At 57.3% G+C, this 19,087-nt stretch carries 9 protein-coding genes and 3 pseudogenes; 2 read left to right on the forward strand and 10 right to left on the reverse strand.

Features of this window, described 5'->3' with window-relative positions:
• Nucleotides 1–412 precede the first annotated feature (412 nt).
• Nucleotides 413–4,510: a HigA family addiction module antitoxin gene (locus AC25BC_RS34475; protein ID WP_128438885.1), complete on the forward strand. Its 4,098-nt coding sequence runs from the start codon at nt 413–415 to the stop codon at nt 4,508–4,510.
• Between the two features lie 322 nt (nt 4,511–4,832).
• Here AC25BC_RS34475 and AC25BC_RS34480 read toward each other — a convergent pair whose 3' ends face one another.
• The 8 genes and pseudogenes from AC25BC_RS34480 to AC25BC_RS34515 all read right to left on the reverse strand — a co-directional run bounded on the left by AC25BC_RS34480 (nt 4,833) and on the right by AC25BC_RS34515 (nt 15,636).
• Nucleotides 4,833–9,371: an NACHT domain-containing protein gene (locus AC25BC_RS34480; RefSeq protein WP_128438884.1), complete on the reverse strand. Its 4,539-nt coding sequence runs from the start codon at nt 9,369–9,371 to the stop codon at nt 4,833–4,835.
• A 587-nt stretch (nt 9,372–9,958) separates the two neighbouring features.
• Nucleotides 9,959–10,153, reverse strand: coding sequence for a transposase (locus AC25BC_RS34485; protein WP_432431576.1), 195 nt, complete (start codon nt 10,151–10,153; stop codon nt 9,959–9,961).
• A pseudogene (locus tag AC25BC_RS34490) lies at nt 10,075–10,467 on the reverse strand (IS91 family transposase); the annotation flags it as partial. The gene AC25BC_RS34485 and the pseudogene AC25BC_RS34490, both read right to left, overlap by 79 nt.
• Nucleotides 10,468–10,469: 2 nt before the next feature.
• A pseudogene (locus tag AC25BC_RS34495) lies at nt 10,470–10,814 on the reverse strand (phage integrase N-terminal SAM-like domain-containing protein); the annotation flags it as partial.
• A 392-nt stretch (nt 10,815–11,206) separates the two neighbouring features.
• Nucleotides 11,207–12,151: a nucleotidyl transferase AbiEii/AbiGii toxin family protein gene (locus tag AC25BC_RS34500; protein WP_128438883.1), complete on the reverse strand. Its 945-nt coding sequence runs from the start codon at nt 12,149–12,151 to the stop codon at nt 11,207–11,209.
• Entirely contained in the window at nt 12,141–12,728 is a 588-nt protein-coding gene (locus AC25BC_RS34505; RefSeq protein WP_128438882.1) for a DUF6088 family protein, read from the reverse strand. The genes AC25BC_RS34500 and AC25BC_RS34505 overlap by 11 nt, the downstream gene beginning before the upstream one ends.
• Before the next feature lie 140 nt (nt 12,729–12,868).
• The gene (locus AC25BC_RS34510; protein WP_245459814.1) at nt 12,869–14,080 is read right to left on the reverse strand and encodes a UvrD-helicase domain-containing protein; all 1,212 of its coding nucleotides are present in this window, start codon (nt 14,078–14,080) and stop codon (nt 12,869–12,871) included.
• On the reverse strand, nt 14,005–15,636 hold the full coding sequence (locus AC25BC_RS34515; protein ID WP_128438881.1) for an ATP-dependent nuclease: 1,632 nt from the start codon (nt 15,634–15,636) through the stop codon (nt 14,005–14,007). Before AC25BC_RS34515 ends, AC25BC_RS34510 begins: the two co-directional genes overlap by 76 nt.
• A 324-nt stretch (nt 15,637–15,960) precedes the next feature.
• Here AC25BC_RS34515 and AC25BC_RS34520 point away from each other — a divergent pair, with 324 nt between their 5' ends.
• Nucleotides 15,961–18,174 carry a KAP family P-loop NTPase fold protein gene (locus AC25BC_RS34520; protein ID WP_128438880.1) on the forward strand — a complete coding sequence of 738 codons (2,214 nt, stop codon included), beginning with the start codon at nt 15,961–15,963 and terminating at the stop codon, nt 18,172–18,174.
• A gap of 11 nt (nt 18,175–18,185) precedes the next feature.
• On the opposite strand, the pseudogene AC25BC_RS34525 reads toward AC25BC_RS34520, so the two are convergent.
• Nucleotides 18,186–18,344, reverse strand: a pseudogene (locus tag AC25BC_RS34525) (tyrosine-type recombinase/integrase); the annotation flags it as partial.
• 458 nt (nt 18,345–18,802) lie between these two features.
• Entirely contained in the window at nt 18,803–19,081 is a 279-nt protein-coding gene (locus AC25BC_RS34530) for a 3-hydroxyacyl-CoA dehydrogenase NAD-binding domain-containing protein (protein ID WP_128438879.1), read from the reverse strand.
• Nucleotides 19,082–19,087: the final 6 nt, after the last annotated feature.

Here is a 19,087-nt window from a genome sequence, read left to right on the forward strand (position 1 = left end):
TCTCAAAGCGGCCGGGCGATTTCCCCAAGCAGAAATCGAAGCTCTGCCGGAGGTCGACCTGGGTAGGTGTCCGGGATGATTTCGCGCGGACGCTCGACATGACGCCGCAGGCGCCGCGGCGGGTTGCTTTGGAGCTGGGCTGGAGGGAGATGACGGGGCAGAGGACGATCAGCGATTCCCAAGACGAATAGGGCAAATAGAAACGCTCACATTGGATGCCGCTAACTGAGGTGGCCCTCCCGCAACGCGCCGGTGATGGGGTGTGGCGGTTCTTTTGGTTCGTGCGGCACGTACGATCCCAAAACCGTGCTTAAAACTTTTGTTGAAGCGCTGCCTTTTCGGCATATTGTAAGGCGTTGCCTTACATCTTACAATCCGCTATGCTTGGCGGAAACTTTCGACGGCAGCACCCATGGCCAATGAGCCCATCCATCCCGGTCAACATGTTCGAACGACCTATTTGATTCCCCGCAAGATCAGCGTTACCGACGCGGCGAAACTGATCGGCATCAGCCGTCCTGGTGTATCGAATTTCCTGAACGGGAAGGTTTCGACCACCCCCGACATGGCGGCGCGGATCGAGACGGCATTTGGAATGCCTGCCGCGACGCTCCTAGAGATGCAAGCTGCCGTTGACGCGCTTGGGACGAAAACGAAGTCGGCGCCAACGAGCGCTAGGGCATATGTGCCCCCGTTCCTGAGCTTCAAGGCCAACGACGTCATCGATTGGGTCGATCACAACATTCCAGCAAGAGCGCGACTATCGGTCTTTCTGAGAACGTTGGTGAATTCCACAGGGGTCGGGCTCGAAAAGGTCGACTTCCCCGGCAACGACGATGCGGAGCGCGCCGGCTGGGACGGTTGGACGGAAGCGAAGGATGGAACGCCTTGGATTCCGGCTGGAACCACGGGTTGGGAGTTCGGTGTCAACGAGGACCCGAGAGCCAAGGCCAACGGTGACTTCGCCAAGAACGTGAAGACCTACAAGCGAAAAGCTGACCGCGATCAGATCACGTTTGTTTTCGTTACGCCCCGCAGGTGGCCGGGCAAAGCGAATTGGATCGCGGAAATGAAGGCTAAAAAGCAGTGGAAGGATGTCCGTGCCTACGATGCAAGCGATCTTGAGCAATGGATTGAGCAGTCGCTTGCTGGTCAGGCATGGTTTGCCAACGAAACTGAGCGCCCATCGCAAGGTGTCCGGTCGATAGACAAATGTTGGAGTGATTGGGCCAATGTCGCGAAACCTGCACTGGATGGCAGTCTGTTTAAAACTGCGATTAATATCGCGCGGGATAAATTCAAGGAATTCCTTGCCCGGCCTGCGTCGGAGCCGATGGTTATCGCCGGCGACTCCACGGAAGAGGCGCTGGCCTTTTTGAGTCAGTTGTTTTCCGATCCCGAGCTGACCGTTGGTCGGGATCGCGCGCTAGTGTTCGATCAGGTCGGTATTTTGCCTAAACTAGCGCAGGGGTCGAAGGACTTCATCGCGGTCATTCATTCGCGCGACGTAGAGCGCGAGCTGGGACCGTATTCCAATTCACTTCGATCGATCGTCCTTTATCCGCGCAACGCCACGAATTCAGAACCGCACATCATCCTTGAGCCGCTTGGCTACGAGGCATTCCGCGTGGGGCTGGAAGCGATGGGGTATGACCGCGACGACATTACGAAACACGCAAATGCATCCGGCCGTTCGTTAACGGTCCTTCGGCGTCAGTTGTCCAATGTCGAAGCCGTCCGAACGCCGGAATGGGCTGCGGACAATAAGATCGCGTCTTCGTTGGTGCCGCTTATGCTCGTCGGTGCATGGAATGCCGACAACGAGTCAGACCAGATTGCCCTAAGCCTGCTGGCAGGGGACGTACCTTACGAAGAATTGGAACGTCGCATTCAGGAACTGCTGGCACTTAACGACGCGCCGGTGTGGTCCATCGGAGGCTATCGCGGGGTCATTTCAAAAATCGATGCGCTGTTTGCGATCGCCAAGTTGATCACCCACGCCGACCTTAAGCGATACCTCGACTTGGCCAAGGTGGTATTGGGTGAGGATGATCCGGCGCTCGATCTACCTGAAAAAGAGCGTTGGGCGGCGGCGTCGCATGGAAAGCAGCGGGAGTTTTCGGGGGCACTGCGCGAGGGTATTTCGGAGACGTTGGTGTTGCTGGCCGTTCATGGCAATCACCTGTTCAAGATGCGCCTCGGCTTCGACGGCGAAGTTGCTGCATCAAGGCTTGTGACGGCGCTGCTCGAGCCGCTTTCGACGCGGAAGATCGAAGCCAACGAGCGTGACCTTCCCGTATATGCGGAAGCTGCCCCTGACACGTTCCTGAAGATTTTCGAGCGTGACCTGAAGACGGAACAGCCGGCGTCGATATCGATCCTCAAGCCGATCGAGGCGGGATTGTTCGGATTCCATAGCTCGCGCGTTGGGCCTCTGTGGGCATTGGAAGGGTTGGCTTGGAACCCCGCAACATTGGCGCGCGCGGTCTTGATCCTTGGCCGACTGGCCTGCGTTGAAATCAACGACAATCATGGCAATAAGCCGATCGCGTCGCTGGAAACAATCTTTCGCGCATGGATGCCCCAGACCGCGGCCGACCACGATCAGCGCCTGAAAGCGCTAATGTCACTGTTGGAGAAGTTTCCGTCGGTTGGTTGGAAGGTTTGCGTCGACCAGTTCGGCCATTACGGCAACAGCGTAGGCGATTACGGCCACAAGCCAAAATGGCGTCCTGACGGCTACGGTTTTGGTGAGCCGTTCAAGTTCATGAGACCCATTCACGCGTTCGTTCGCGAGATGGTCGAGGTGTCGCTTACCCGCCCGAACTATACGGCAGATATGCTGTGCGACCTCGTCGATCGGCTGCATAGCCTTGCCGATAAGGACCAGGAGCGTGTCTGGAAGCTCATTGAGGCATGGAAGGGGAGCGCTTCCGATCCGGACATTGCGAAGGTGCGCGAAAAAATCCGGGTCACCGTCTTGTCCCACCGTGGTCGCAGGAGAGCCAAGGATGAGGATTTCGCGACACTGACCAAGACGGCAAAGGCTGTCTATGCAGCGATGGAGCCGACCGACCTTGCCAACAAACATGAATGGCTTTTTCGCCAGTCATGGGTCGAGGAATCTGCCGATGAACTGGATGATGATGAACTGGATTTTCGCAAGCGCGAGGAGCGAGTCGAACAACTGCGTGTAGCCGCCTTGAAGGAGGTTTTCACCAAGCAAGGTATGGATGGTATATTCGCGCTTGCGGAACAGGGCAAGGCGCAAAGTCAGATCGGGTGGCATCTGATCCGCAGCGTCCTCGGCAGCGACGATAAGACCGGGTTGATCGTGGAGGCGCTTCAGCCGGGATCAAACGACTTATCGGCCGAGAGGAAGAACCTGATTTTCGGCGCGTTGCGCGCCATGACGGTCGAAGACCGGGCTGCCTTTTTCGCGACGGTCAGGTCATTGCTTTCGGAGGGTGACATGCTAACGCTCTTGCTGCTGTCACCTTTCAATTCGGGAACGTGGGCAATTGTCGATGCGCTTTCCGAAGTCGGACGCCATGGCTACTGGCAGGACGTAAACCCGGAATGGATCTTCGAGCCTGAGGGGGAGAACAATGAAGCCGTTGAGCGTATGCTGAAGGCGGAAAGGCCACGCGCTGCTTTTGCCGCCGTGCACTTCAAGCTTGAGGCGATCAGCCCGACTCTCCTGTATCGGATGCTCTCTGGCATAGCCAAGGACGGCAATGATAAGTCGGGCGAGTATCAGTTGCAAGAATACGACATTAAGACCGCGTTCTCACTACTGGATCGCAATGCCGACGTCACGCTCGAAGAAAAGGCAGGGCTGGAGTTCGCGTATATCGACGTCTTGTCCCGCGCCTTTGGTAACGAAACACAGCATATCCCGAACCTTGAGCGTTACATTGAAACGCACCCGGAGATGTATGTGCAGGCGCTGGTCTGGGCGTACCGCCGGAACGACGGTCAGAAAGACCCGGAGAAATTCCGCACTCCAAAGGGGCGAGAGGACTTGGCGATGCGTGGGTATCGACTCCTTGAAGGCATCGAGCGGTTACCGGGTTACGACAAGATGGGCCTCCTAAAAAAGGAGAACCTAGCAAGGTGGGTAAGCGAGGTTCGCAAGCTTGCGGCTGAACTAGACCGATTGACAGTTTGTGACATTTGCCTTGGCAAGCTATTTTCAAGCGCCCCCGCCGATGCTGACGGAAACTGGCCGTGCGAGCCTGTTCGCGATGTTATGGAAGAGCTGCAGTCCGAGGAGATTTCTCGTGGCGCGCACACCGGCCTTTACAACGCACGCGGTGCTCACTGGCGCGGCGAAGGTGGCGGTCTAGAACGCGAGCTGGCGGATAAGTACAATAAATGGGCCGAGGCAATCCAGTTCAGCCATCCGTTTGTGTCGTCGACATTGCTAATGGGGATGGTGAACACTTATCAGCACGAAGCCGACCGGCAAGACAATGAAGCGGGTATCCGTCGACGCCTCCGTCACTGACCTGTTATACCAGTTGACGCTGTTAGACACCGTCCTCAACTGAGTGGACCTGAGGGCTGCAACGGGTCACTTCTTCTTCTCACTAGATTTGCCCAATAGCTGACGGTCTGGCGACGGCCTCCCCTCGAACCTAGAGATGCGCGTTCTCCCCGCGGTAAATGGTGGCCAGACGAGATCGAGGTGATCTTACGTACACTGAACGAGGAGTCGGTGTTGCAAAAGAAGCAGATAACCTGCAGCGGCGCCCAACATCCAACCCATTCGTCGGCGTTGCGCGCTTCAACGCTATGCCTCGTTGTCGGATTTCCCGCGCAGACGTTAGCTAATCCGGTCGAGACCAGTGCCGCAGAACTGCGATTTCCGCGTCCAGCCAAAGCGACCCGTTGTAGCGCACGCGAACATCGGATGTCCGCTTCGTGCCGTCCGTACGCGCAGCTCTTTCGCCAATTACCGTCCAGACCGGTTCGATCTCGTTCCGTCGTGCCATAGCAAGCAACGCGTCGCGACGCACCATAATATAGTCATGACCGTCATCTCTGCCGCTGACGATGATCGGCAGTCCTTGGCTATCCGCGTAAACACCGACATTTTCGATATCAGGACGTAACCCCAGCGCCGTGATTAGCCAGGGGATCGGCACATGCCGGGAAAAGCCGTTGCCTAGACTTTCGTCAAGATGGCTTTCCCAATGGTAACCGATAGTCGGCTTGATCACCCGGTAGCTGCGATCTGTGTTACGGCCTCGGGCATCAAGTGTCGACCAAGGGTCGCTTCGCCACGTGGCTCGCCGGCCAAGCTCGCCAATATACGGGCCATCAGTAGCGTTGCCAGGCAGCCATTCATGAAAATCGTCCCCGTGCTCTTCGGTCTCTTCAACGAACCGCTCCCGTGTACTTGGCGGCATCAGCAACATGGCGACGAAGTGAAAGTCGCTTTGCTCCCAGGGCCGATCCCAAGATCCTTTGCGACGCGGAGCTTCAATGTCGTGCGAGGCGTAGCGATAGAGCGTTAGCCAATCGCCGCTGCCTAGATCCGATCCCAATGCCAACGCAAGCCGTTGCGGCGCGAGCTCGGGGTCGAGAACCCAAGCCTCGCGTTCGACCGGTGCAAGGTCGGGACAGCGCAATAGCGGAACATGCGGCGTGCCTGCCACCGGCTTGATCTCGTTGTCACTTGGCTGGACAGATGGCTCGATGTCACGGATGAACTCGACGTCAAGTGGATCGGAGTAGGCCTTGGCGGGCGAGCCCCAGTCGGGTTTCAGCCAGTTATTGTCTGCGAGCCGAGCGAGCAACTCCATCATCGCAATGCGCTGATACTTCTTGCCGATCCGCTCGATCCGCCCGCGATCACCCTGTCGCTCGCCACTAGTATGATCGCGCGGGAAAAGTGCTTCTGTCCACCCCAGGGCGATAGCGCGATTGGCCACCCAGAGCTTCGCGCGATGTGCATCAATTTTCTTGCCCACACCCTTACCGGGTGTGATCCAGACATGGTCCGTTTCGTTTGCCGCCCATCTTTTGGCATCGGACGTGAAACGATGTGCCTGTGTAGGCGTGAGCAACGCCAAAAATGCCCCCTCGGCGACTTCTGTGCGTTTGCGGTCCGACTTGGGAACAGTCACCTTGAACGTATCGGCGTCGAACGAGATACGTTTGAGGCGATGCGCATCGCGCAGCGCCTCAAACGCCTGGGCAATATGGGGGCAGTCCCGCGATACATCGTCAAGAAATGCTTGGCCAGTCTCCGCGGATGTCAACGGGCGAGGCCCCTTTAGCGGAGCCGCCGCGAAGCGCTCGACCCGGTGCTGGAGCGTATATCTGCCGAAATCGGCCAGCCCCTTATAACAAGACCGCAGGATCGAGTCGGCTCCAACGCGTTTGGCGCGCGCCTCTACCTTGGCCTCAGTGACATTGAACGCCAGTGCCTTGGCACCATATGGGGGGCGGCAAAGAACAAGATCGATGGATGGATCGAGGCCGCCGGCGCTGGCCGCCAGCTCGATGACACCGCGCGCATAGTCGCGCGTCAAGATATGCACCGGGGGTTGGCCGCAGCTAAAGGCATGACGCCAAGCTGTCATTGCAAATCCGGCAAGGCGCGCCGGGTCGGCAGTGCGCAAACTTGCGCCGTAGAACGCGCCGAACAACCGCTCAACAACATAGGGATCGTCGCAGGTTGCGAAGCGAACGAATAACGGGTCGATTAGCGTCGGGCGATCAAGGAAGATTCGAATCATCGCCTTGCTTGCGGTATCGCGCACGTTCGCACTGCTTGAGGTGCAGGCCCAAGCCAGCAAGACCAATGCCAGGCCGAGAGTTCCGTCCTCGGCGCGACTGATGCCAGGGTTGAGGCACCAGTTAATCAGGCGTGTTAGCGGATGGCCGGCATCGTTATGCGCGGTATTGATCCGCCGAGTCCAGAAAGCATCCCTGTGAGGAAGCTTGCGGCGCGCAAGATTGCGGTCAAGGAGCTCCGCATTCCATGGGTGATTCTCGACCACTGCCAACTCGATAAGCAACGCGATGATGTCCTCGTCGTGACAATCGAGCCGATTGAGCAGCTCCAGCGTCCGATCACTGAACGCTCCCACGGTGCGCCAGCGTACGCTGTCAATATAGGCGTCCTGGACCGGCCATTGATCCCACCATGCATCGGCGCCACCGGGTAGATGGTCGACTAGTTCGACTTGATAGCGATCGGCGAAATGCAGAAACAGCGCATAGAATAGCCCTCGCCACTCCCATTGCACGCCATGCTTGCCCAGAACGAATGAGAGGCTTCCATCCGCGTCGAACAGACCCACGGGATCAACCACATGCTGCAGAAGTGCATTCGCGACGAGATGATCCTGGAAGCGCTGGAATGAGATTCGCAGAACATCGTCCTGATCGGACAGAGGATCTGCGGGATCGTGCGCCGGATTGGGATCGTATCGCAGCAGACCACGGAATCGCAGCAACTCCAGCCACGTCTTGCTTGGCGGGGGTGCGTATCCCTGAAAGGCAGCTTCAACTAGGGTATGGGCTCGCCCGCGCGTAATGTAGTCCCGTTGGTCCGACGCCATTGCGCCGGCCAAGGCAAGCAGCGCACGTCTTACTGGCCCGACCAGCGTATCGGCGCCGTCATAGCTTGTGCCGAGATGACGCCCGGTGGAATCGAGCAAAAAGTTGAGGACCTCGCTGGTCCCCCGCATACCACGTGGGAAGGTAGTGCGGCCATCTCGTTCGATCGCGAGGCACGCCGTACGGAGAAACAGCGGGTTTGAAAATTCGGGGTTGAGCCAGGGCGTAGCCGGACGCACTATTCCGCGCCTGTCCATGTACACCCTTGCTGCCGCCTCGATCTCCTCTGGCGTCTCGAAGCCTGTGGCTTCGGCGCGTGTCGCCATCGCATTGACCGCTGGTGTCACGAGATGGTCGACGTATTCTCGTCGGCACGAAACGCACAGGGCAAGACGGGGATAAGCGAGGATACGTTGCGCCAAACCCTGTAGCGCACTGCGCCACAACTGAACGCCGGCACCTTCGTTGACGGCGTCGATCGCGATCAGGGCACGCTTCCCGAGAGCTTCGGCGCGCGCGTTTAGCGCGCCGAGGAAATCATCGAATTTGCTCCCGCCAACCTCGAAGTGCGCGATCATCTGGTTCTCGATCGTGCCGTGCAGGGTGAAATCAGTGCCGAGCAGGAACAAAGCAGGTGCGTTTTCGGCAAGCGCGCGCTCTACCTGGGAAGCAATAAGGTGCGATTTTCCGGAACCGGCGCGGCCATCGAGCAGCGCGAAGCGGCACTGGTCGCTTAGACTGCTGGGTGAATCGACGGCCTCGAGAAATTGTCCGAGTGACGATTGCAACTTGCGCAGGGCCTCTAAAAAATAGTCGAGGCTGGGCCACTCTCGACCCTCGTTAACCATGTGCGGGCCGCTTGCTGACTGCCGCTTGGGTTTTGCGGTGTGAGCGAGTTCGTTAACAACTTGGAGCACTTCAAAGACGCGCTTACTTAGATCGACCGTTCGGTCCCTCCAGCTCGTGTAGTCGAAGGCGCTATGGGTATTTGGCTCCAGAATAGCCGTCGCTTCATCAAATTTCCGGATTTTCTCAGCGATTGTGGCTAGCTTCTGCTTTTCGGAATCGAGCAGGCTATCGGGCGTAGTGCCAAGCCGACCGTTCTCGAGCACGTCCTCGCGCGCGCGCCGAAGCATAGTGCGGAACGGGACATTGCGGAGCAGTCCGTCGAATACCTGCGCGGTAGAAACATCAACGTGGTCCTCTGGATGATAGCGTTCTTCGAGCGAAGCCACGGTACGCTGGCACTGCCGGGCAAGCCATTCTGTCGAAAGCTCAATCCCGCCGAACCAATACGCTGTCAGCCCGGTCGTCTCAACACGGGTAAGCATCTCCTCCAGATCGGGCGCCGTCCAAGGCATGAAGGCAACGTTCCGTCCGAGCGCGTTTGCCGATGCCTCCCATCTTGCTTTATGCTGATCCCACGCGTCCCAGCCATTTGCCTGTGGCTGCCCCCTCTTGGTTACCCGCTGCGTGCGGCCGGTAAGCGCGCAGGCGATCGCTATGATCATCGTGGTCAGCCTGGGATGGGTAGCGAGAGCAGTAGCAACCGAATTGTCAATCGCGCTCCAATCTACATCACCCGATTTAGTATAGAATTTTGCCTGATATCCGAGTTCATCCCCGCTCGTAAGGATCCATACCGCCTCGACTCCGCCATCCCCGCCGGCGCCGTGGATCCGCCGAAACTCAGCATGTCCGGGTGGCGGCACGCGCCGCGCGATCTGACACACCAGCTCCTCGAAAGTGTCGCGTTGCCCAGCAACACCTGAGATGATTTTGGTGAAGTCTAGCATATGTCAGAACCTGTCCAATTGAATACTCGGTAGCGCAACCGAGGGTGGCCGGTAAAGAGAAATGTCAAGCGCCAACCATTGTGGAAGCGCGCGCACCACACCAGATGAAGATAGGCAGCTTTCCTCGTGATCCCACCGCAAAGCTGCCGGTCGGCTAGCGTGAATTGTTTCGGGCGCCGGCAGGCGTACGAAAGTCCCCGAGGAAGGAACCCGCGGGCCACAGTCGGAGGCTATGGAGATTTCAATCTGCGGCTCATGTCTGCGAGGGCGCGGCGGCAGCCAGGGAGTTTGGTGATGCATGCAGACAGGCCGCTTCGTTGCGCGTCCGCGCGGTTTTGCCGCCCGGCAGCCCTCTCGCGGCACCCCTGTCGGCGACGATGATCACCACAGACGCATGTGGGCGCGACGCCTGCGGCCGAGGTCTTGCCCACTCCATGCCGGATCATGAAGCGGTCTCCCGGTTCGGTGTGGTTTGGTCTGGCGGCCCGCGCGGCTGCTTCCAGCATTCGAACATCTCGATGACGATCATTCGTCCGCCGCAGCAGGGGCATGGTAGGCGGAAGTCGTCCGGTTCGCCTGGTTTGCCGTCATCGACTGGTGGGGCGACGTCCAGCAGTTCGCGAGCGAGCGCGAGGCTGGTCTTGCGGGCCACGCGGCAAGACATGGAGCAGGAAGCGGCGGATGAACTCCTCGATCGCGAGCGTCATGATCTGCTGCCGGTCCGCGCCGTCACGGCGGTAGTCCTTGTAGCGGAAGAGAAGGCCGGGCGCGCCGATACCCATCTGCTTCCGTCTGGTGTGATGCCGCCGCCCGGAACGATCATGTGGACATGGGGGTAGTGCGTCATCGCCGATCCCCATGTGTGGAGCACGGCGGTGATGCCGATGCGCGCGCCGAGATGCTTGCGATCGGCCGCGATAGTCAGCATCGTCTCCGACGCCGCCTTGAACAGCAGGTCGTAAACTGCCGCTTTGTTCTGGAATGCGATGTCGGCGACATCGGCGGGTAGCGTGAACACGACGTGGAAATAGCCGACCGGCAACAGGTCGGCCTCGCGCTCAGAAAGCCATGTCCGCGCCGCGGCACCCTGGCACTTGGCTCGTCGCGGCTCAGCACCACAGGCAGATTCCGAGGATGCGCCAGCCGGACGAGCCTGCGCGCCAGGTCCGGGCGGTCGAGGGTCTGGGTGAAGAAGAATTGTAGCGCCGACACGATGCTGTTCATCGTCGGAACGGGAACGCCATCCTCCTGCTGCTCGATCTTGAACCGGCGCAGGTCGTCGGCGGTCGCCGTGTCTGGTGAACGCCCGAGGAAGGTTGCCAGGCGACCAATGTCGCGGAGATAGTTGCGTTGCGTTTCGCGTGAGAAACGCCGCATGTTCATGTCGTCGATCAGCCTCTGGCGCAGCGGGCTGACGGGTGTGTCGAGATGGGGGTGTTGCATGGTCAAGCTCCTTGTTGAAGAAGCTCCTCATACTCTGCCCTTGCCGGACGACGTTCAATGCGAGCGCGACGTTTGCGCTCTCTACCTCAACCGCAGGCGCCCTCCCGCGCAGCGGGTTCGTTCATCGGCCGATACCGGTTAATGTGGAGAGCAAGTAGTTATCCGGATCGGAAAATTTAATCCAAATGTTGCCACTGAACGAGGGGGTGGACGGTTCGAGTCCTTTCAAGAGCGGGCAAAAGGCCGCTTGGCAATAGCGTCGATCTGAGTTGTGATCTGTGTTCAACTGTGGATTTGCGATATGAACTCGACCATGCACCGGACAGCCAAGCCGTCCCTTTGGCGCGTGTACCAATTGATCCGCTAAAGATCAGCCTAAATGGAACGGGTTGTCAAATACGATCTGCGTAGGAGGTGATGCGGGCCAGGATCTCTTTCAGGGTGGGCCGGCCATGATAATAGAGCGCCGACGTCCGCTCGTATGCGCGCTCGTAAAGTCCGAACGTCTCTGGGTCGGATAGGCTGAACGCGGGATTTGTGCCGATGTCCTGATTGTCGGCCTTCGGGAAGCGCTTTTGCTTGTGGGCACCATACGCGTCCGAGCCGAGGAAAGCTTGCACGTCCGGTTGGTCTAGCAGGCAGTAGACGTCGTAATAATGCCGGAGGAAATTGGCGGGGAACTGGCCGGTTTCCTGCTGCTTGCGATATTTGGTGGAGATGGTCTGGAGCTTCTCGACCAGCGTGTAGCCGGGCTCGTAGCAGGGAACGGCCAGTGCGCGATTATCGATCAGCTCGACGCGCGATGCAGCGTAATCATAGGCCCAGGAGCTGATATCCTTGTCGATATTGGGAGCCACTGTGTCGAAGCCGGCTTCGAGCAACACGCCGCTCTTGAGATCCGATTTCGTGCCGGTCGTCTCGGGGTAGTAGAGGCGGATGCCGCCGCTACGATACGTCTCATTGTCGAATTCGGTATCGCGCTCGATCTTTTGGATACCGTCGATCGTGATCGTCTCGGCCAGCCAGTCATAGAAGGCCTTCCGGCTTTCACGATGCGCCGCCTTGTCGTGATTGGGGCCGGTTTTTACCTCCATCGCCTTCGGCGGTTCGATACGGATATCGATATCCTCCGAGAAGCGGTTGATGATGCGATATCCTTTCGAGAGCGAGGTGCCGCCCTTCAGCTCGAACGCCATCTCCAACTGCTGCAGGCCGTACAGGCAATGCATGATCCAGTAGTCTTTTTCGACCAGCACCGGCTGCACCTTCATCTGGTCAGCGACGATGCGCAGAAGGGAAGCAAAATCCTTGTGTCTATGGAGGAAATCAGCTGGCATGCGTATCCGCGGCGAGGGTGTTGAAGAATTTCCGCGTGCGCACCATGCCGTATTCCTTGGCGGCACGGCTGAGGGCGGTGCGATTGCCTTGCAGGGCACGTTCCTTCACGCGGGCCAGCACCTGATCGCGGTTCTCGGCCAGCTGGTCGAGATTGTTGACCAGGTCGACCAGTAGGAATTCTTTGGTCAGGGTTTTGGGGAAGGCCGGCTTTTTGCGGAATTCGAACTCTCGGCCGCCCAGCATGAAGTTGCCGTGGCGCTTATGGTTATAGACGACGGTCTTGTTATAGAGCTGCGTCGCGCCGATACCCAGGCTGTTATAGGCATTGGGCGAGGTGACGAGGTAACGGTCATCCTTCAGGAAAGCCTCGACGAGCGCGTCATCCTCGGCGGGGGCTTTGCCGAACGCGGTCTGCTTCGGCCGGTGATAGACGCCGGTCGATAGCTTGGTCAGGTATCCTTCTGCCAGCAGCTGCCGAAGATGCCGATCGACAGACGACGACCATTGGGCGAGATCCTCCCGACGGTAGACCTTGCCGGACCGCAAATGCTTTTTCAATTCCTGTAACTTCGTCATGGGTTAGCTCCTGCACTCACTATAGCGACATATGGTCGTGAATGCAATTTTTTCCAAATTTCATGCAAATTTGGCGGTTACTCAGCATCTAGTTTACTGAAATCATGGAATTATATAAGGGGACTTTCCGGCAACCTCCACTACTCGAATATCGAAAATCCCGGAACTGACTTGCCCTCCGGAAGGTCATGGACGATAGCGACGACATGACGTGCCCTCGTCAAGGCGACGTACAGCTTGGCACGCGCCTCTCCTTCCAGTTGGTCCTTTGGGTCTTCCAGCCACGACATCATTTTTTCCGTGGAATAGATAACGACGCGGTCAAAACCGAGGCCTTTAGATCGTCCGAACGTAAGCGTCGGTAGATCGGCCGCCGCGACCTTGATGCTGGAACTCCACCGAAGCTGCACCGGCTTACCCGTTTTTAGATAGCGGGGCAGGTCCTTGCGCCTGACGATATGAAGTCCTGCATCATCAGGGACTGGCTGGCGGCAATGGTCGCAGTCGCATGCAGCGGTCGCTGCCATGGCAGGATAGAGTTTGGAGGACAATGCACAAATAACGGCGCTATTGCGGTGCGATGTGGCAAGGCTCGCCGTATCGATCTCGCAGGAAACCTTTTTAGGCAGTTTCTCGCGAATGAAGTTCTCGATTCCGCCGTTCCTGTATTTCTCGTAGCGTGCTTCCAGATGGGTGAGGTAGGTCACCTGCCTCGGATCACCTACGAGCACGACATGGGAAGGCGTTTTGAACAAGGCCACCAGGATATCGAGATCGTAGCCAGCAAGATCCTGCACTTCGTCCACAAAGATGAACGGGTAGATCCGTGAGAACCGCTCGAACACCGCGCCGGCGGATTCTTTGTTGCACCGGATCACAAGCTTCGCCAGTTTGTCGGAATAGACACGATTGCGGCGATCAAAATAGTGGCGCTGAAAGTTATCCTCTCCCCAGTAGACGGGGAAGCCTTGTGCGTTCTTGTAGCGCAATCCCGACCGTTTGGAATCTAGCAGCATGCCGGCGACATCCCACTCGAAGAGCCCGCCCTGAAATGGTTTGATGCCGTGCTCGATCAGAAGGCTGAACCATGTCTGGATGTGCACATTGCCGGGGGCCGAACCATGGAGTTCGAAGAATTTCCCGCGGATCTCTTCTTCGTTTGATTCCGTGTAGGTGGTGATGAGGACGCGTTTCGATGCAACAGCGAGCGCCTGTTTCACGAGGTAGGTGGTTTTCCCCGATCCGGCGCCAGCAATCACCAGCTTGTTAGGCCCTGTCATTTGGCGATCGCGTCCAGGATGTATTGCGGGTAGTTGATCTTTGTATCCGATGAAAAAATCGTCAGCGCGCATTCGGTCTTTCTGCCCAACATGTATTTATGAAGGTTGTCGAGCGTGTGGTCCGTGCCGAACAGCGTGTTGAACAGCTTAAGGCTGTTCGCCTTCAGCAGCTTGGGCTCAAGCGTATTATAATTGAAAGCCTTGTCACCAATAACCAGGTCGCCAGTATCGATCTCGGCATCGTAGCATATCTTGATGTGGTCGATGCCTTCATGATCAGTGTACTTCTTCTTCAGCCTGTCGACATTGCCGTCGTTGTCCGTGGCGACCACGACGGGGATCTTGAGTGCCTTTGCCAGCTCAAGGAAACGCAGGAATGCCGTGCCCACCGAAATTACATCTATCTCGTCCTCGATCGGTAATTTCCCCCCGTTCGCGTCCTTGTAGGCACGCTGGATGACCAACTCGTCGCAATCCCCTTCGACAAGGATCGATTTCTTCGCCAACACTAGACGCAGGGTGTCGTAACCGGGAAGCTTGTGGAAGAAATCGCTGGCATTCAGCCCTTTGATACGGGTCACCCGCGCTTCGCGCAGCAATATGAGGTGGTCCAGCCCCAGCTTGTTCGCAACAAAGCTGCTGTGGGTGGTGATGATGACCTGCTTGCCGCTATTATCGGTGCTGATATCACTGATGAGTTGGTTGAGCTTGGAGTGCGAGAGATGGTTTTCCGGCTCTTCGATCAACAGAACGGTCGCTTCGCTGTTCTTCTTGCTGCTTAGCGCGAGCCTGGTCTTGACGATGCATTGTTCGCCTTTGCCGATATAGTGGAACGGGACATCCTCAATGTAGGTCATGAGGCTGTTTTCCCAGGCATTGTGGGACGACATATCGACCGAGATGCTAACGTTCTTGCGGCTGATCTTGGCCGCTTGCGCCAACCGTTTGTTGATCGCGTCCACGTGGCTGTCTTTTTTGAACGCGTCCTTCAGCTTCCGGTGCGCCTGTGAGACCGCAACTCGTTCCTTCTCGTCGAGAAATTCCCTGACGATGCGCGAGATATACATGTCTGAGCCGCTCTGCACGCGGGTGCTTGTCGAATCGATCAGTGCGGACTTGAGGGGCACGGTCCGCGCGGTAGCGGCCTGACGGGAAAATTCGAACCACTGGACCTGGTAGAATTCCAGCGGGATCGAATTGATATCTTTGGTCTTAAGCAGTTCGGTATAAGGACCATCATATTTTTTATCGAATTCGATCGAGAAAAGAAGGCCGGACAGCTTGTCGTTCTTTTCAGAATTCTTGTTTCCACGCAGTTCCTCGAGCGCATCCTTATCGCCGGCAAGATACAGCTCGATCTGGATATCCGGCGGCTGCAGCGGATTTTTCGTCCCGATGCTTTCAAGGTACGCCCGCTCGATGTTGCGATTAAAGAGGTACGGCGAAAGCTCGTTGCGAAGATATTTCCCATTCAACACGCCGGTCAGGCATAAATGGATGGCTTCGAGAAGGGTCGATTTGCCGGCCTCGTTGTTGCCGACGATGATGTTGACGCCCTCATTGAGAGCGACCTCAAACCAGTCTTCGAAGCACTTGAAGTTCTTGATTTTGACCTTCTCGATATACATCGTTTACCCCAGTTTTCTCGAAGCAACCATAGCTTGTTCGCCTAAACGCGGCGAGTGGGAAAGCTGGGAACGATAAGAACCTTTTCTTACGACGAGCCACAAAGCCAGCTCGACGGATATTTTCTCGGCAGCAGTGGGGATTTGTTTGTCTATCAATCCCCGTCAGCGATCAGCGGTGCCTCCACCGTAAGCATATATCTGACCGACAACACATGGGTTCACGTGCGGCTACGATGCTCTTGCCAGTGTGAAGATAAACTTCAATGTTGCGACCCAGAGATTTCACTTCTTCCTGTAGACCATTTCAAAATCAGGTCCTCACACATGCTTAGCCCAGATTCCGACCGTGCTCTCGAAAGCAGTGAACAGGATGAGTTCGGTTTCGCCGGCATTGCACGCAAGCTCGCACCCTCTTTGATCGCGGCCACTGAAAGCGACGGCATGGTGATCGGGATTGAAGGGCCATGGGGCTCGGGCAAATCGACGATGCTCAATCTTCTGCGCAAAGAGCTACCTGCATTGAACGCGCCGAACTTGCATATCATCAGCATCGCGCCATGGCTCATCGGTGATGGCTCCAGCCTCGTTCGCACCTTGATCGAGGCGATGGCCGATGTATTGGACACCCTTGACGACGCAACCAGTTCGCGCTGGAGCAGGAACAAGAAAACTGCCATCAGGTACGGAAACCTGCTTCGCAACTATGCGGCAAAAACCGGTCGCGGTGTTGCGCCGTTGGTCAAGTTGGCCGGCCTGTTCGTTCCACTGGCTGCGGCAGCAGGAGAGGGCCTGGATATGGGTGCCGGCTTTCTCGACAAGTTTGGTAAAGCGCCGACGGATGCCGATCTCAAGCAGGCTATATCAGAACGCCTGAAGTCGCTCGACGTTCGGTTCCTGGTTCTGATCGATGATCTCGATCGCCTTGAGCCTGCACAGGCCGTCGAAGTTGTCAGGCTTGTCCGGTCTGTAGCTGACTTCCCCAAAGTAGCATATGTCATGTGTTACGACCGTGCCGTTCTGGCTCATGCGCTACAGATCGGTCTCGACGTCACGAACGGTGATTTATTCCTGCAGAAAGTGGTGCAGCTCACCTTTGCCATCCCGTTGCCGGAACCATTCGATCTGCGGCTATCGCTACGGGAGAAGGCGCTGGCGATTTATTCGGAAGTCAACAAGCGTCCGCCATCCTCGGAAGAATTGGATGAGCTTCGTCTGGCGATTGATCGTGAAGGGCAGGGACTTCGAACGCCTCGCGAAGTCAAACTGGTACTCAATGGCATCCGGTTCGCGTATGCCAACTTGGCCGAGCAGGTGTATTTTCCGGACATCTGCCGCATCAACCTTATCAAGATACTTAACCCGCCGCTCTATGTGTGGCTTGAGAAATATCTGTCACTTCGATCTGTGCTCGTCACAGGGGACGCAATGATCGAGGAAGACGAACGGGTAACGTTGGGAACAGAACTCAAGAGCTTGCTGCCCTCCAGCGACGCCACGTCTATCCGCTCGATCTGGGGCCTTCGGCGCTTTATACCCACCGTACGTTCCGCAGATCAGCCCAAGGACACCGTTTTTGACAATGAGAGCGAGAACGAAAAGCGGATCATGTTCCAACTGAAACGTCTGGCGAGTCCCCAGCATTATCGCTTCTATTTTGCCCTAACCGGCCCGAAGACGGTTCTCACGGACGCGGAGTACGAATTTCTGATCGATGTCGCCGCGCGCGACGACCTTGGACAGTTAAAGGCTACTCTTATCGATTACATCCACAAGCCGCGGCCGCTCGGCAAGAGCTGGTTCGAGTACATTATCGATCAGTTCGACTACAGCCAATGGCAACGTCTGACCGCCAAACAGATCAGAGGAATGGTGCTCGGTATGAGCGACGTCATGCAGGAAATGCTCATGACCGCTGATCACAACCGGCCCTCGATGCTAGGCATTGGCCAGAAAGCGGAAGATAGTGTTCGCGAGGGCCTCAAACGCCTACGTCATCTGGATCCAGCGATCATGACCGCAACGCTTCATACGCTTTGGAGAGACACGCGTTCACTGGGCTGGCTGGTTGGGGAATTCTACCGCAAGGAGCTGCAATATCACGGTCGTGTCGGAGATCGCGCCCAACCAGACCAGCTTCACGCTCTTACCGGCGAGCAGCTTGACGCCGCCAAACCTGTCCTCGAAAGCCGCTTGGTACATCCGCAAACCCGGCTCGAACTGAGAAACACCCCCCACCTTCCTTATTTCTTATTTGGTTGGTTGGATATGTCGGGAAAAGACGCACCCGTAGAATGGGTCGCGGACTACACCCGAGACGACGCGAATTTCGTGAAGTTCCTCCTGCAGATGCGCAGTTGGAGCATGAGCGATCGCGTCTATTATCCGCTGCGCAAAGCGAACATATCAACCTTTCTCGATTGGGATCAGACCCTGCAGCGGCTGGGGCAAATCGAGGCAGGTGAGATCAGCGGTGCAATGGCGACCGATATTGCAGAGATCCGGCAGGCCATCGAAGAGGGTAAGGAGCGAGGCGATTAAAGCCCCAAGGTTCAGATCAGAATGCGTGCCACTTCATCCAGACTGACATCGTCGCTCCGGCGATCGTAGAGTTGGGTCGTACGAGTCAAGGAATGGTTCGCCATATGTGCGGCCTTTTCCAGCGCTCTGCCATTCTTAAGGTTGGTCGTGATGCCTGTACCGCGCATCGCGGATGGCTGTGTCCAAAAAGAGCTGACGGCTATCAGCAGGTAAGTAGCTGTCCGGGTTGGAAAAATCTAATACGAATAAATCCGCTGAACGACGGGCCGTCGGTTCATATCCCTTCAAGAGCACCAAAACGGGCGGAGCCTCGGCTGAGTCGTACCGATTGACAACGATCGCTTCGAGTCTTTCTCGCAACACCTGAGCGGGAACTGGAATCTTGGACGGATTTGGCTGGATTAGTGCGTTTCAGCTACGGTATCCGAAAGGTGGTCGCCGAGACCCTCGGCGTTCGTATTCGCCAGCACCATCGCCTGAATTCGATCCGGTGCCTGGCGACTCATTTCAAGAGCCACGCGCCCGCCGATCGAATGGGCGATTCCCCATCGGCCTCCAATAAAGCGCGCGCAGCCATTTCTTCTATCGTCGGGTCGAGGCGGATGTCTGCAGCACGCGTCGTGGCGTCCTATGATCGCGTCAAAGAAGATATCGCGCTTGCACCCATGTCTTCGAAGACAGCCTCGATGATAAGGTCGCAGGAAATGAGGGTGGTCTCGTCAGCGCTTGCGGCAAACCGATCGATGGCCTGGTCCGCTGCCTCCCGAGAAACAGCGCCCCGTGCAACACTTGCGTCCAGCATTTCGTCCACGCGGGCGTGGGCGATTTCCGCGGCGCTTGTGTCGCGCTCCAGAAGCCGGACTTCGGATCCTGATAGAAGGAGCGCCGTTGCAATGCCGGCACCCATCGTGCC

The sequence above is a fragment of the Rhizobium sp. WSM409 genome, assembly GCF_057653825.1.

Bases quoted from the DNA above. Each gene is read 5' to 3' on its own strand.
- AC25BC_RS34475 (WP_128438885.1), top strand. From the start codon at position 413: ATGGCCAATGAGCCCATCCATCCCGGTCAACATGTTCGAACGACCTAT.
- AC25BC_RS34480 (WP_128438884.1), bottom strand. From the start codon at position 9,371: ATGCTAGACTTCACCAAAATCATCTCAGGTGTTGCTGGGCAACGCGAC.
- AC25BC_RS34485 (WP_432431576.1), bottom strand. From the start codon at position 10,153: ATGGGTATCGGCGCGCCCGGCCTTCTCTTCCGCTACAAGGACTACCGC.
- AC25BC_RS34500 (WP_128438883.1), bottom strand. From the start codon at position 12,151: ATGCCAGCTGATTTCCTCCATAGACACAAGGATTTTGCTTCCCTTCTG.
- AC25BC_RS34505 (WP_128438882.1), bottom strand. From the start codon at position 12,728: ATGACGAAGTTACAGGAATTGAAAAAGCATTTGCGGTCCGGCAAGGTC.
- AC25BC_RS34510 (WP_245459814.1), bottom strand. From the start codon at position 14,080: ATGCGCGCTGACGATTTTTTCATCGGATACAAAGATCAACTACCCGCA.
- AC25BC_RS34515 (WP_128438881.1), bottom strand. From the start codon at position 15,636: ATGTATATCGAGAAGGTCAAAATCAAGAACTTCAAGTGCTTCGAAGAC.
- AC25BC_RS34520 (WP_128438880.1), top strand. From the start codon at position 15,961: ATGCTTAGCCCAGATTCCGACCGTGCTCTCGAAAGCAGTGAACAGGAT.
- AC25BC_RS34530 (WP_128438879.1), bottom strand. From the start codon at position 19,081: ATGGGTGCCGGCATTGCAACGGCGCTCCTTCTATCAGGATCCGAAGTC.